Below are 14,173 nucleotides of genomic sequence, written 5' to 3' on the forward strand. Positions count from 1 at the left end.
GGCGCGCGCCCGGCTGTATCCCGCCCGCCGGAGGCCCGCGATGACCCTGACCCTTTCCCGCCGTAGCCTGCCCTTCCTGCTTGCCGCGCCCGCGCTGCGCCCGGCGCGCGCGCAGGCCGCGCATCGGCTGCGGCTGCTGCACATGAACGACTTCCACAGCCGGCACGAAGGGGCGGATGCGACCGGCGCGGCCTGCCGCGAGGGCCGGCCCTGCTTCGGCGGCGCGGCCCGGCTGGTGGCGGCCTTCGCCGCCGCCCGCGCCGAGGCCGCCGCCGAGGGGCGCGCGAGCCTCGCCCTCGATGCCGGAGACCAGTTCCAGGGCACGCTGTTCTACACCCAGCATCGCGGCCTGACCGAGGCCGGCGTGCTGCGCCGCTGGGGCGTGCAGGGGATGGTGCCCGGCAACCATGAGTTCAACCACGGCCCGGCCAACCTCGCGCGCTTCCTCGACGCGCTGGGCCAGCCGCTGCTGGCCGCCAATCTCGACGCCGCGGCCGAGCCCGCCCTGGCCGGGCGCGTGCTGCCGGGCCAGGTCTATGACGTCGGCGGTGCGCGGATCGGCGTGATCGGCCTGGCGCTGGAGAGCACGCCCAGCCTGTCCTCGCCCGGGCCGAACCTGCGCTTCACCAGCGCCGAGGAAGCCGCCCTGCGGACCATCGCGGCGATGCGCGCGGCGGGGCCCATCACCATCATCGCGCTGTCGCATCGCGGCTTCCCCGCCGACCTTGCCCTGGCGCGGGATGTCGCGGGGATCGACGTGATCGTGGGCGGGCATTCGCACACCATGGTGGACCCGACCCGGCTGGTGGAGGGGCGCGACCGGCCGGTGCGCATCGTCCAGGCCGGCGCGCTGGGGCGCTGGGCGGGGGTGCTCGACCTCGACCTCGACTCGAGCGGGCGCGTCGTGGCGCATGGCGCGGGCTTGCGCGAACTCGGCGCCGGGCTGCCGGAGGATTCCGGCACGGCCGCCTTCATCGCCGAGCAGGCTCAGCCCATGGCCGCGCTGCGCGCCCGCCCGGCGGGGCGCACCGGCGGGGCCTTCGACATCGCCACCTGCCGCCAGGCGGAATGCGCCATCGGCAACCTCGTGACCGAGGCGATGCTGGCCGCGACCCCCAGCGCGGATCTCGCGCTGACCAATAGCGGGGCGATCCGCGCCGGGCTGCCGGGCGGCGCGGTGACGCTGGGCGACATCCTGACCGTGCTGCCCTTCGGCAATACGCTGGCCACGGTGCGGCTGCGCGGGGCGGATCTGCTGGCGGCGCTGGAACACGGGCTGGCGCGCAGCGGTACCGGCGCCTTCCCGCAGGTGGCTGGGCTCGCGGTGGAGTATGCGCCGCAGGCGCCGGCCGGGCAGCGCGTGCTCGCCGCGCGCATCACCCAGGGGCGGCAGGCCGGACCGGTCGATCCGGGCGGCACCTATGTCATCGTCACCAACAACTTCCTGCGCAATGGCGGCGACGCCTATGTGATGCTGCGCGACCGCGCGCTGGAATTCTACGATGCCGGCGCGCCGCTGGACGATGCGCTGATCGACTTCATGGCGCGCGAGCTGCGGGTGCCGCGCCTGGATGGGCGGATCAGCGCGCGATAGGAGCCGCCGCACAGGGGTAGTCGTCATGCTGCGGACCCGTTAGCGTCACGGCCAAGTCGCCAAGACGACGTATGGATCGCACACGACACCAGAATTTTCTGGCCAATTTGGGGGAGGCTCCATGTTCTCGCTTCGACGCACCTTGCTGGCGGCCGGGCTGTTGCTCGCCGCCGTCGCCCCTGCCGCAGCGCAGGACCGGCTGGTGATCGCCGGGCGCGACGCCGCCTTCGGCACCGCGCTCGCTTCCATGGTCACGGCCTATCAGGCCCGCAATCCGGGCGTGCGGATCGAGCGGCTGGAGCTGCCCGGCGGCGCGCTCTATGAGCGTATCGCGCTGAACGCGCGCGAACGCGCCCGCGCGCTGGATGTCGTGATGCTGGACGACATCTGGGCGCCGGAATTCATGGCCAATGGCTGGCTGGCGAATCTCGACCAGCTCGGCGGCGTGCCCGGGCCCTTCGTGCGCTCGGCGGATGCGGTCTCGCGCGGCTCAGCCGGGCAGATGCTGGCCGCGCCGATGGTCGGCAACGTCGCCATGTTCGCCTACAACGCCGAGATCCTGGCGCGCCACAACATCGCCCCGCCCACGACCTGGACGCAGGTGGCCGCGGCCGGCCGCGCGCTGCAGCAGGCCGAGCCGGGCAGCGCGCCGCTCGCCTTCCGCGGCGTGCGCGGCAACCCCATCGTCACCGGCTTCATCCCCGTGCTCGGCGCCTTCGGCGGTGAGATCGTGAACGCCCAGGGCCGCGCCGCGCTGGATAGCCCGCAGGCGCTGGCGGCGCTGCAATACTTCCTCTCGCTGCGCCCGCTGCTGCCGCGCGGCGTCGAGACCTGGAACGCCAATGAGGTGCGCCAGTCCATCGAGCAGGGCCGCACCGCCATCGCGCTGGAATTCTGGCCCGGCTGGGCCGGCACGCTGGACGATGCCAGCCGTTCGCGCGTCGTGGGCAAGGTGAATCTCGTCTCGCCGCCGGGCGAGACGCGCGGCCCGGCGCCGATGCTGGGTGCGTGGCTGCTCGGCGTCGCCGCCGACAGCCCCAACGCCGCCCGCGCGGCGGATTTCATCCGCTTCGTGCTCTCGGCCGAGAACCAGAAGCGCATGGCGATCGAGACCGGCAACCCGCCGACGCTGACCGCGCTCTATAGCGATGCCGAACTCGTGCAGCGCTTCCGCTGGTTCCCCGCGCAGCTCGCCGCGCTGGAAGTGGCGCAGCCGCGCCCGCGCATCACGCAGTGGAACCGGGTGGAGGCGATCCTGGGCGAGCAGCTGCAGATCGCGCTCATCGGCCAGGCCACGCCGCAGGAGGCGCTGGCCGAGGCGAACCGGCAGATCGCGCGGGCGCTGGCGCGTTGAGCATGATCACGGGCGGGGCTTTGCGGGCACAGCCGTGAAGCCTCGCCTGATCCTGCTGCTGCTCGCGCCGGCGCTGGCGCTGTTCGCGCTGCTGACGCTCTATCCGCTGGCGCGGGTGCTGCTGCTCTCCTTCACCGCGACGGAGCACGGCTTCGCCGAGGCGCGCTTCATCGGGTTCGAGAATTTCGTCGAGCTGGCGGAAGGCCGCGCCTTCCGCCGCGCCGCCTGGAACACCATCGCCTTCGCGCTGATGGCGACGATCAGCGAGCTGCTGCTCGGCTTGGTGCTGGCCCTGGTGATGGAGCGCGCCTTTCCGGGGCGGCGGCTGGTCACGCTGATCCTGCTCGCGCCCTATGTGCTCTCGACCATCGTGGTGGGCGCGGTGTGGCGGGCCTGGTTCCACTACGACATTGGCTTCCTCAATTCCGTGCTGCGCAGCATCGGCCTGCCGGGCGTGCCCTGGCTGTTCGATCCGCAGCTTGCGCTGCCCTCCATCGCGCTGGCGGATCTGTGGCAATCCACGCCCTTCTGCTTCCTGATCCTCTATGCCGGGCTGCGCGCCATCCCGCCGGAGTTGCATGAGGCCGCGCGGATGGATGGCGCGGGGCCCTGGCGGCGTTTCCGCGACGTGACGCTGCCGCTGCTCGCGCCCTATCTGCTGGTGGCGGGGCTGATGCGCACGGTGGACAGCTTCAAGCTGTTCGACAAGGTCTATGCCATGACCGGCGGCGGGCCCGGCAATGCGACCGAGACGCTGTCGATGCATGTGCATCGCCTCGCCTTCCGCTTCTTCGACATCGGCCTCGCGAGTGCCGCGGCGCTGGTGATGGTGGTCGTGGCGGGGCTTCTCGCGGCGCTCTATGCGCGCCAGATCCTGCGGCCGCCGGCATGATGCTTCATGCTGCGGATCGTGCCCGATCCGCCCTCAGTCGCCGGCGCGCGCCTCCGCGCGCTTGGCTGCGCCGCACTTGCGGCGGGCGCCATTCGGCGCCTCGGCCGGGTTCCCCGGCCGCCTCTTCCGATGCTTGGGCGTGGACATGAACGAGCCGCAGGCCGGGCCGTGGCGCATCTTCTTCGCCGTGCTGGCGGCGGTGGCCTTCGCGCTGCCGCTGGTGTGGATGCTCGCCACCTCGGTGAAGCCGGTGGGCGAGTACATGGCCGCCCCCGCCGCGCTGCTGCCGCGCGAGCCGACCTTCGCGCATTACGCCGCCATCGGCGAGGCGCGCGTCTGGCGCGCGGCGCTGAACAGCCTGGTCGTCACCGCGGGGGCGACGATGCTGGCGCTGCTCGCCGCCTTCCCGGCCGCCTATGCGCTGGCGCGGCTGCGCTTTCCCCGCAAGCTCGACGCGGCCTTCCTGGTCTTCGTGCTGCTGGTGAAGCTGACGCCGCCGATCGTGCTGGCGGTGCCGCTCTACCAGGTGCTGCGCACGCTGGGGCTGCTGGACACGCTGGCGGGGCTGATCCTGGTGAACCAGATCTACGCCCTGCCCTTCGCCATCTGGATGCTGCTGGGCTTCGTGCGCGACGTGCCCCTGGCGCTGGAGGAAGCCGCGCGCGTCGATGGCGCGCGGCTGCCGCGCGTGATGCGCGACATCCTGGTCCCGGTGCTCGCACCAGGCCTCGCCGCCACGGCCGTGCTGGTCGCCATCGCCTGCTGGAACGAGTTCCTCTTCGCCTTCCTCTTCGTGCAGTCGCCGGCGAATTTCACCCTGCCGACCTTCATCGCCACGCGGATCAACGAGGATGAGACGCTCTGGGGCCAGCTGTCCGCCATCGGCGTGCTGGCCTCCTTGCCCGTGCTGGCGCTGATCGGCGTGGTGCATCGCGCCATGTCGCGCGGCTTCGCCGGCGGGATGCACTGAGCGCGGCGGCAGCAAGATCCGTCAGCCGATCAGGATCTCCGCCCCGCTGAGGTCGAGCCCGGCGGCGAGCGTCGCGAGGCGCAGGGCCGGTGCCCCGCCCGCGCCGTCGGCGTCGAAGGACAGCACGCCCGTCACCGCGTCGTAGCCCAGCCGCGCGCCGGGCGCGATCGGGCCGGGCGGGCCGAAGGCCGGGTGGCTGAGCAGCAGCCGGTCCTGCGCCGGGTCGAAATCGCCGATGCGGTCGGCATCCGCCTCCCCGGGCGCGACCGCGAAGACGAAGACATCCGCCCCCGCCCCGCCGAGCAGCCGGTCCTGCCCCGCGCCGCCCGTGAGCGTATCGGCGCCCGCGCCGCCGAACAGCGTGTCGGCGCCCTCGGCGCCCGCCAGCAGGTTCGCCCCGGCATTGCCGCGCAGCAGATTCGCCGACCCGTTGCCCGTGCCCGACAGCCCCGCAAGCCCGGTGAGGGTCAGGTTCTCGACCTCTTCCGCCAGCGTCAGGCTGATCGCGGCCAGCACGAGGTCGGTGCCGCCGCCGGGCGCCTCGACCACCGCATCGCCGGCCTCGGCCGCGACATAGGTGTCGTTGCCCGCGCCGCCGATCATCGTGTCGGCGCCGCCCCTTCCATCCAGACGATTGGCGCCGTCATTGCCGCGCAGCAGGTTCGCCCCGGCATTGCCATTGGCCGAAAGCCCCGCCGTGCCGAGCAGCGTCAGCGCCTCGAGATTCGGGCCGAGCGTGAAGCTGATGCTGGCGAGGACGAGGTCCGCGCCCTGGTCCGTGCCCTCCAGCACCCGGTCGCCGGGGTCATCGACCAGATAGGTGTCGTCCCCCGCGCCCCCACGCAGCGTGTCCGCGCCCGCCTGCCCGTCGAGCCGGTTGGCGCCGGCATTGCCGGTCAGGCGGTTCGCAGCCGCATTGCCCGTGGCGTCGTTCGCCGCCGTGCCGGTCAGGCTGAGATGCTCGACATGTTCGGCGAGGGTGGCGCTGACCGAGGCCAGCACGAGGTCGATGCCACCCCCCTCGGCTTCCTGCACCACATCGCCCGGATCATCGACCACCAGCGTGTCGTTGCCCGCGCCGCCGACCAGCGTGTCCGCGCCGGACCGGCCATCGAGCCGGTTGGCGCCGGCATTGCCGCGCAGCAGGTTCGCGAGCCCATTGCCCAGCCCGTCCAGCGCCGCCGCGCCGGTCAGGCTCAACTGCTCGACATGCGCCGCCAGGGCCAGGCTGAAGCCGGCCCGCACATGGTCCACCCCCCCGCCGGCGCGCTCGACCACCCGGTCCTGCGCGCTGTCGAGCCAATAGCTGTCATCGCCCGCCCCGCCGATCAGCGTCGAGGCACCTGTGGGGGTGAGGGGGAAGAAGCGGTCATCCCCCGCGCCGCCGCGCAGCACGGTCTCTCCGCGCCAGCCGGTGAGCAGGCTGCCATTGGCGAAGACCTCCGTCCCGCGCGGGTCGTTCCACCAGGGCGAATTGGCTGCCTGGAAGGCCGCCAGCGCCTCGGCCCGCGGCGAGGTGGTGTCGCGCATGGTCTCGTAGACGCCGAAACTGCCATAGCGGCTGGGCACGCCGGCATCGGTGAAGTTGACGAAGACCGTGCCGCCGACCTCGCGCCAATTCTCCAGCAGCGCGGTATAGGCCTCCGCCATGCGCGGGTGGCGGTGCAGCGCCTGGAAGAAGGACAGGATCTCAGGCGGCGGGGCGGCGGCGAAGGGGTCGGCGATGTGCGACCCGCCTTCATAGACCACCATCTCAAGCCCGTAGCCATGCGCGATGCGCGCCTGGTCGGCCCAGAAGCCGGCCAGGGCGGGCAGGCTGTCGGTGCGGCCCTCCACGGCCAGAAGCCCGCCTTCCAGGATCTGGCGGAAGGCGCTGGCGAAGCCGCCATCGGGCTCGGCCAGCCAGGCCTCCAGGGTCGGGCGGTTCTCGGCCAGGGTGAAGCCGTAGCCGAAATAGCCCGAGGTGGCGAAGACATCGAAGCTCTCATGCGGCGGGCGGATGCCGTGCAGGCGCACATAGTCGGGCGCGGTCAGGGCGGGCTCGGGCAGGACCATCGCCTCGAACACCGTGCGCAGCCGGTCCTGTTGGCCGGTCTCAGCGAAGACCGCGCGCCAGATCTCGGCCACCTGCGCGGCGCGCATCCCATACCATTGCAGCCAGCCGGTGCCGCCCTCGAAGCCCAGATCGGCGGCGGCCTGCGCCACGCCGTGATGCGATTGCGGGAAGCCCCAGTTCCATTGCTCGTTGGAGAATTGCGCATAGACGCGCAGCGCGGGATCGAGCGTGTCGCGCACCAGCGTGGCATAGGCGCGCACGAAGGCGTCGTCGGCCAGATGCGGGATGCAGAACCAGGCATCGGCGGCCACCTGGTTGGCGAGCCGCACCATCATCTCCACCGGGATGCCCGCGCCCACCATGTATTGCGCGTCGCCCGGCTCGGTGCGGGTGGCCCAGTCGCCGGGCGGGTTGTTGTTGGTGTTGCCCCAATCCATGAAGCGCAGCACGCGCAGATCCTCGACACGCTCGAGGAAGACGGGGTGGAAGACCTCCCCGGCCGCGAGCAGCGGTTCCAGCCGCTCCTCGAAGACGCGGATGTTGCGGATGTAGTCGCCGCTGCCGGCCGGGTCGGTGCTGGCGATCTCGATCAGCAGGTTGCCGGCCTCAGCGTAGTCGAAGACCAGGCGGTGTTCGCCCGAGGCCGCGAGGTCGATGTTGGGGGCGGAGATGCGCAGCTCGCCCGCACCCTCCCAGGTCACGACATAGCGCCCCGGCGGGTGGGCCAGGGCGTCTGAGCCGGTGAAGAGGATGGTCGAGACCGTGTCGATATCCGCGGGCTTGGCGACCACCCAGCCCTGCGCGTCGAAGGTCACGCGGTCATTCTCGCCGGTGTTCCAGGCCTCGTCGCGGCGCGTCACCCAGGCGCGCGAGCCCTTGAAGAGATCGATGAAGGGCTGCGAGGATTCCCAATCCGCCGGGGCGAGCAGGTTGGAGCCCAGCACCGGCGCGCCCGCGGCCTCGGGCAGGGGGGTTTCGAGCCAGCTCGGCCCGCGCGGCACCGGGCCGGGATCGCCGCCCCCATCCCCACCCCCACCGCCGCCCCCGCCGCCGGTATCTGTCGGGTCGGGCAGCAGCGTGGTCTGGGGCGGGCTGGGCAGGCTGGCGCTGACCGCGTCCAGCGTGCCGAGCCGCGCGGTGAGCCGCACCGTGCCGTTGCCCCCGGCCTCATCCGCATCCACCGCGGCGCTGAGCGCCAGCAGGCGGCCATCGGGGGCGGTGACCTCGCCCGCCAGCGTGCCATCCGCGGTCAGCGCGCCGGGCAGCGTGGCAAGGGCGCTGATCCGCCCATCGGCCAGGATCAGTTGCGCCATCAGCCGCGGCGTGCCGGCCTCATCCACCTGGGCCCAGGCCACGACCACGCCGGCGGCCTCGGGCAGGGCGAGGAAGCTCGGCGGGGCGATGACCCGGGTGATGTCGAGCGCGAGGCCGAATTCCTCGGCCAGCGGCGCCCAGTCGGCGTCGAAGCCGCGGCCGCCGAAGCCGATCACGCTCACCGGCTCGGGCGTGCGGATGGCCCAGAAGATCAGGTTGCCGCCGGTGGCGAGCGGGAAGGCGAGGTTGGCGAAATCGGCGAAGGCCTCGGGCGGGGCGATCGGCAGGTTGCGTGGCATCGGCAGCGTCCCCGGCGCCGGCAAGGCTGCGGGCGCGCAAGGATGTTACGTTCCCTTGCCGATCAGGGAAAGCCGCCCCGTTCGGGGTCAGCCGGCCTCTTCTTCCTCATCCGCGTCATCGCCGTCGCGGCGCGGGTCGAGGATGCGCCAGTTGCGGTCCTCGGCGTCGCGCGCCGGGGCGGCCGTGAAGGCCTGGAGTTCGCTGGCGCTGGTCCAGGCCTGTTCGCCCGCGCCCTCGACCACCGCATCCTCGCCGAAGGCGAACCAGGCATCCATCACCGCCTGCTGTCCCATGCCGCGCGCGCGGCAGCGGTCGATGCTGTCGCGCACATAGCGCCGGGCGAAGGCGTTGGCGTGCAGGATGGTCTCGAAGCCGCGCACCACCTCCACGGGTTCCGAGCCATTGGCGCCGGAGAGGTCCATGATCCGCACCTCCAGCCCCTCGACGCGCCCGAAGGCTTCATCGAGCAGGATGGGGTCTTCGTCCTCGTCGTGGTCGTGTCCGCTCATGCGATCAGACCCGTGAATCCGTTGGTGAGCGGGTAGCGCCGGTCGCGGCCGAAGGCGCGCGGCGAGATCTTCACGCCCGGCGGCGCCTGGCGGCGCTTGTATTCGGCGCGGTCGAGCAGCCGCCAGACGCGCAGCACCGTCGCGCGGTCATGCCCCTCGGCGACCAGCGCATCGACATCCAGCTCGCGCTCGACCAGGCCTTCGAGGATCGCGTCCAGCACCTCATAGGGCGGCAGCGAATCCTGGTCCTTCTGATCCGGCTTGAGTTCGGCGGAGGGCGGCTTGGTGATGACGCGCTCGGGCATCACCGCACCGGCGGGGCCGAGCGCGCCGGGCGGCAGGTTCTCGTTGCGCCAGCGGCAGAGCGCGAAGACGGTCATCTTCCAGACGTCCTTCAGCACCGAATAGCCGCCGCACATGTCGCCATAGAGCGTGGCATAGCCGGTGCTCATCTCGCTCTTGTTGCCCGTCGTCAGCAGCATGTCGCCGAACTTGTTGGAGAGCGCCATCAGCGTCACGCCACGGATGCGCGACTGCAGGTTCTCCTCGGTGATGTCGGGGGCTCGGTTGCCGAAGGCGGGTGCCAGCATGCCGTGGAAGGCATCCATGGCCGGGCCGATGGGGATGGTCTCATAGCGGATGCCGAGCAGGTCGGCGCAGCCTTGGGCATCCTCCAGGCTCTCGGGCGAGGTGTAGGGGGAGGGCATCATCACCGCGCGCACGCGCCCGGGACCCAGCGCATCCGCGGCGACGGCGGCGGAGAGCGCGGAATCGATGCCGCCCGACAGCCCCAGCACCACGCCGCGGAAGCGGTTCTTGTCCACATAGTCGCGCAGGCCGAGCATCATGGCGCGGTAGATCTGCGCGAGGCGCGGCACCTCGGGGGCGAGGGGCTGCGCCGCGCAGGCCCAGCCCTCCGGCCCGCGCGACCAGTCGGTGATCGCCAGCGCCTCCTCGAACATCGGCATCTGCACGGCGAGCGAGCGGTCCGCGTTCAGCACGAAGGACGCGCCCTCGAACACAAGTTCATCCTGGCCGCAGATCTGGTTGAGGAAGACGAAGGGCAGGCCGGTTTCCACCACGCGCGCCACGGCAAGCTGCACGCGGGCCGCCTGCTTCTCGGCCTCGAAGGGCGAGCCGTTGATGCTGATGAGGATCTCGGCGCCGCTTTCCAGCAGCGTCTCCGACACGGCGGGGAACCACCAATCCTCGCAGATCATGAGCCCCAGCCGCACGCCGCGGAAGGCGACGGGGCCGGGCGCGGGGCCGGCGGTGAAGACGCGCTTGTCGTCGAAGACGCCGTAATTGGGCAGCTCATGCTTGGCGCGCCGCGCCAGGATGCGCCCGCCCTCCAGCACATAGAGCGCGTTGTGCAGGCGATCGCCATCGAGCCACGGGCCGCCCACCACCATCCCCGGCCCGCCATCGGCGGTCTCGGCGGCCAGGGCCTCGATCCGCGCCATGCAGGCGGCGACGAAGCTCGGCTTGAGGATCAGGTCCTCGGGCGGGTAGCCGGCGATGGAGAATTCCGGCGTGACCAGCAGATCCGCCCCCGCCGCGGCGGCCTCGGCCCGGGCGCGGCGGATGCGATCGGCATTCGCGTCCAGCGCCCCCTCATGCGGGTTGATCTGGGCCAGCGCGATGCGGAGACGGTCGGTCATCGGCCGGATTTAGGCCCTGCGCAGGGGAATGCCAACCGCGAGGATCATCCCCAGCGTCGCCACCGCGATGCCCGCCAACCCGGCCAGCCCCAGCGGCTCGCCCAGCAGCGGCCAGGCGGCCAGCGCGGCCATGCCCGGCACTAGCGCCGTGATCGCCGTGGTGCGCGGCGCGCCCAGGGCCGTGACGGCGCGGGTGAAGAGGAAGCCCGCCACCACCGCCGCGAAGATGCCCTGGAAGACGAACTGGTAGGCGATGGCACCCACCGGCACGGCGGCCAGGTTGGAGGGCAGCAGGAACCACCAGATCGGCAGGTAGATCGGCCCCGCCCAGAGCGCGACCGAGAGCGTGGCCGCCTCGGCCGAGATGCCCCAATGGCGCACCAGCAGGGTGTAGATGGCCCAGGCGGTCGCCCCGGACAGGAACAGCAGGTCGCCGCGCCAGGCGCCGGGGTGGTGGCCGAAGGTGTCGGCCGCGATCAGCCCGATCCCGCAGGCCACGACGAACAGCGAGAGCAGCCGCCGGCGGCTGAAGCGCTCGCCCAGGAAGATCGCGGCGAGGCCGGCGGTGAGGAAGGGCAGCATGCCCGCATTCATCACCCCCGCATGGGCCACCGGGGCGAAGCCGAAGCCGTGATAGGCGAGGATGGGAAAGCCGAAGGCCGCGGTGGCCAGCATCGCTGCCAGATGCGTGACCTTCACCCGCGCCGGGCGCAGCAGCAGCACGAGCGGCAGCGCCGCGAGCGACCCCCCGGCATAGCGCAGCGCCGCCACGTCCCAGGCCGTGAAGGGCTGCGTGCCGGCAAGGCGCGAGGACAGCAGGAATCCCGCCCAGACGAAGAGCACCAGGAACGCGCAGAGATAGCCGATGCGGCGTTCGCGCGCGGCCGCCGCCTCACTCAACTGCCACTGGCCGCGCGCTTGCGGGTGCCGTTGTGGCGCAGCAGGAATTCGCGCCCGATCTTCACCCGCGCCTGGCCGTCGTAATCCACGATGTCGGCGGTGGCGTAGGTCTCGCTCCAGGCATCGGGGATGAAGCTGCCGGTGCCCACCACATCGATCGGCGCGCGCGCCTCGGCCATGACGCGGCACTTGCCCACGCCGAAGCCGGAGGAGGCGACGATGCGCACCTGCGGGAAGCCGGCCTCGTCCAGCGCCTCGCGCATCCGCCAGATGGCGGCGGCCGAGACGCCGGTGCCGACAAGGTGGCGCAGTTCTGTCTCGGAGCGGTAGCGCCGCACCGCCTGCGGCGCGTGGCGTTCCAGCACCGCATAGCTCTCGCCGGGGTCCAGCCCCTCGAGGAAGCGCCCGCCATGCGTGTCCAGCCGCACGGCGAGCTTGCCGGCCGCGGCGAGTTCGGGGAAGCGGCGGCAGACGGCCAGGCCATCCGTCACCTCGCGGCCGAAATAATCCACCAGCACGGTGAGGTTCTCGGCCGGGAAGGTCTCGTGGAACATCTCGGCCGCGCGCACCGTGGTGCCGGCATAGCCGATCAGGGCGTGCGGCATGGTGCCGAGCCCCTTCGGCGCGCCGAACCAATGGGCCGTGGCGTCATTCGCGTTGCCGATGAAGCCCTTGGCGCCCTCGCGCTGCGCGGCGCGGCCGCCGATGGCGGCGGCATAGGCCATCATCTCCTGCATCTCGGCGCCGGCGCAGTGCCGTGCCTCCATGGCCAGGAAGGGCACGCCGGGGAGTTCCACGCACATCTGGTAGGCGTTGTGCGCGGCAACACAGGCCGCGCCCAGCTTCTGCAGCAGGATGGTTTCGAGATCGGCAAGCTGCACGAAGGAGCCCGAAAGGTAGAAGATCGGGTCGCCCGCGCCGACCCAATCGCCCTCCGCATGCATGAGTTCGATGTCGAAACCCGTGCCACGCGCGGCGGCGACGGCTTCAAGCCATTGCGTCGCCAGCCGCGGGGCGGAGATCACCGGGCGGCGGAGGAAGACCGCGTAGGTGACGCGGCAATCCCCGAACCGGCGCACCACCGCCTTGGTGCGGTTGAAGTAGCTGTCGGTCCGCCCGGTGATGTCGGACTCGTCCATCCCCGGCATTACTGGGCGGCGCGTGCCGGGAGGGACGCGCCCGTGGGCCGACGCTCCTTCAGCTCCTCCGCGATCAGGAAGGCGAGTTCGAGGGACTGCTCCGCATTCAGCCGCGGGTCGCAGAAGGTGGCGTAGTTCGCCCCCAGATCCGCTTCCGTGAGCTTGTGCGCGCCACCGAGGCATTCCGTGACGTTCTGGCCCGTCATCTCCACATGCACGCCGCCGGGGATGGTGCCCTCGGCCGCGTGGCAGTCGAAGAAGCGGCGCACCTCGGTCAGGATCGCGTCGAAGCTGCGGGTCTTGAAGGCGCCGGCCTTCACGCCGTTGCCATGCATCGGGTCGCAGAGCCACACCACGTTGCGCCCGGCCCGCTTCACCGCGCGCAGCAGGCCCGGCAGCTTGGCCTCGACCTTGTCGGCGCCCATGCGGGTGATGAGGGTGAGGCGCCCCATCTCATTGCCCGGGTTGAGCAGATCACACAAACGGATGAGTTCGTCGGCCTCCATGCTCGGGCCGACCTTCATGCCGATCGGGTTCGCCACCCCGCGCATGAACTCCACATGCGCGCCATCGGGCTGGCGCGTGCGGTCGCCGATCCACAGGAAGTGGGCGGAACAGGCGAACCAGCGGCCCGGATGCGTGCTGGGCTGGCGCGTCAGCGCCTCCTCATAGGGCAGCAGCAGGGCTTCGTGGCTGGTGTAGAACTCGGTCTCGCGCACCTGGGGCAGGTCGGACATGCCGCAGGCGCCCATGAAGCGCAGCGTCTCGTCGATGCGCCCGGCGAGGTCCGCGTAGCGATCGGCGAGCGGGGAGCGCGCCGCGAAATCGAGGTTCCAGCGATGCACCTCGTGCAGGTCGGCATAGCCGCCGGTCGCGAAGGCGCGCAGCAGGTTCTGCGTGGCGGCGGATTGCAGATAGGCGAATTCCATCCGCGCCGGGTCGGGGATGCGCGCCTCGGGCGTGAAATCGGGGCCGTTGATGATGTCCCCGCGATAGGAGGGCAGGGTCACGCCCTCGATCGTTTCGGTGTCGCTGCTGCGCGGCTTGGCGAACTGCCCCGCCATGCGCCCGAGCTTCACCACCGGCAGCGAGGCGCCGAAGGTGAGCACCACCGCCATCTGCAACAACACGCGGAAGGTGTCGCGGATGGTGTTGGCGTGGAATTCGGAGAAGCTCTCGGCGCAGTCACCACCCTGAAGAATGAACGCCGAACCATTGCCTGCACGCGCCAGCTGGGCCTTCAGCCGATCAGCCTCACCTGCAAAAACGAGGGGCGGAAATCGGCCGACCTTGGCCTCCATGGCCTTGAGGGCGGCCTGGTCGGGGTAGTCCGGCACCTGTCGGATCGGCATCGCCCGCCATGAGTCGGGGCTCCATACGCGCGTCATTGGTCTGGTCCTGGCATTGCTCCTGGCCTGACCTTAGCGGCAGGCGGGGCTGAGGCAAAGCTTGGAAAACCGCGGAAAATCAAGGGTTGAAACCCT

The 14,173-nt window shown here is 71.5% G+C and carries 10 protein-coding genes; 4 read left to right on the forward strand and 6 right to left on the reverse strand.

The annotated features are described in order from the left end of the window. Positions 1–40: 40 nt before the first annotated feature. The 4 genes from AC2D9U_RS08780 (at position 41) to AC2D9U_RS08795 (ending at position 4,810) form a co-directional block, all read left to right on the forward strand. Complete coding sequence (locus tag AC2D9U_RS08780; protein ID WP_484748096.1) at positions 41–1,594, forward strand: bifunctional metallophosphatase/5'-nucleotidase; 1,554 nt, start codon at positions 41–43, stop codon at positions 1,592–1,594. 121 nt (positions 1,595–1,715) lie between these two features. Next, complete coding sequence (locus tag AC2D9U_RS08785) at positions 1,716–2,948, forward strand: extracellular solute-binding protein (protein ID WP_484748097.1); 1,233 nt, start codon at positions 1,716–1,718, stop codon at positions 2,946–2,948. A gap of 34 nt (positions 2,949–2,982) precedes the next feature. Continuing rightward, on the forward strand, positions 2,983–3,840 hold the full coding sequence (locus AC2D9U_RS08790) for a carbohydrate ABC transporter permease (RefSeq protein WP_484748098.1): 858 nt from the start codon (positions 2,983–2,985) through the stop codon (positions 3,838–3,840). Between the two features lie 145 nt (positions 3,841–3,985). Continuing rightward, complete coding sequence (locus AC2D9U_RS08795) at positions 3,986–4,810, forward strand: carbohydrate ABC transporter permease (protein ID WP_484748099.1); 825 nt, start codon at positions 3,986–3,988, stop codon at positions 4,808–4,810. A gap of 21 nt (positions 4,811–4,831) precedes the next feature. Here the strand turns inward: AC2D9U_RS08795 and AC2D9U_RS08800 are convergent, their stop codons facing one another. The 6 genes from AC2D9U_RS08800 to AC2D9U_RS08825 form a co-directional block, all read right to left on the reverse strand. After that, complete coding sequence (locus AC2D9U_RS08800) at positions 4,832–8,479, reverse strand: hypothetical protein (RefSeq protein WP_484748100.1); 3,648 nt, start codon at positions 8,477–8,479, stop codon at positions 4,832–4,834. 87 nt (positions 8,480–8,566) lie between these two features. Continuing rightward, entirely contained in the window at positions 8,567–8,989 is a 423-nt protein-coding gene (locus AC2D9U_RS08805; protein ID WP_484748101.1) for a hypothetical protein, read from the reverse strand. Then, entirely contained in the window at positions 8,986–10,650 is a 1,665-nt protein-coding gene (locus tag AC2D9U_RS08810) for an NAD+ synthase (RefSeq protein WP_484748102.1), read from the reverse strand. The genes AC2D9U_RS08805 and AC2D9U_RS08810 overlap by 4 nt, the downstream gene beginning before the upstream one ends. Positions 10,651–10,659: 9 nt before the next feature. Further along, positions 10,660–11,550: a DMT family transporter gene (locus AC2D9U_RS08815; RefSeq protein WP_484748103.1), complete on the reverse strand. Its 891-nt coding sequence runs from the start codon at positions 11,548–11,550 to the stop codon at positions 10,660–10,662. Next, positions 11,547–12,689, reverse strand: a complete 1,143-nt coding sequence (locus AC2D9U_RS08820) for a beta/alpha barrel domain-containing protein (protein WP_484748104.1) — start codon at positions 12,687–12,689, stop codon at positions 11,547–11,549. The genes AC2D9U_RS08815 and AC2D9U_RS08820 overlap by 4 nt, the downstream gene beginning before the upstream one ends. Before the next feature lie 8 nt (positions 12,690–12,697). Then, a complete protein-coding gene (locus AC2D9U_RS08825; protein WP_484748105.1) occupies positions 12,698–14,041 on the reverse strand; it encodes a class II 3-deoxy-7-phosphoheptulonate synthase in 1,344 nt (447 codons plus the stop codon). Positions 14,042–14,173 lie beyond the last annotated feature (132 nt).

This window comes from Roseomonas sp. TF40 (genome assembly GCF_057219975.1).

Bases quoted from the DNA above. Each gene is read 5' to 3' on its own strand.
- AC2D9U_RS08780 (WP_484748096.1), top strand. From the start codon at position 41: ATGACCCTGACCCTTTCCCGCCGTAGCCTGCCCTTCCTGCTTGCCGCG.
- AC2D9U_RS08785 (WP_484748097.1), top strand. From the start codon at position 1,716: ATGTTCTCGCTTCGACGCACCTTGCTGGCGGCCGGGCTGTTGCTCGCC.
- AC2D9U_RS08825 (WP_484748105.1), bottom strand. From the start codon at position 14,041: ATGCCGATCCGACAGGTGCCGGACTACCCCGACCAGGCCGCCCTCAAG.
- AC2D9U_RS08820 (WP_484748104.1), bottom strand. From the start codon at position 12,689: ATGGACGAGTCCGACATCACCGGGCGGACCGACAGCTACTTCAACCGC.
- AC2D9U_RS08805 (WP_484748101.1), bottom strand. From the start codon at position 8,989: ATGAGCGGACACGACCACGACGAGGACGAAGACCCCATCCTGCTCGAT.
- AC2D9U_RS08795 (WP_484748099.1), top strand. From the start codon at position 3,986: ATGAACGAGCCGCAGGCCGGGCCGTGGCGCATCTTCTTCGCCGTGCTG.
- AC2D9U_RS08800 (WP_484748100.1), bottom strand. From the start codon at position 8,479: ATGCCACGCAACCTGCCGATCGCCCCGCCCGAGGCCTTCGCCGATTTC.
- AC2D9U_RS08810 (WP_484748102.1), bottom strand. From the start codon at position 10,650: ATGACCGACCGTCTCCGCATCGCGCTGGCCCAGATCAACCCGCATGAG.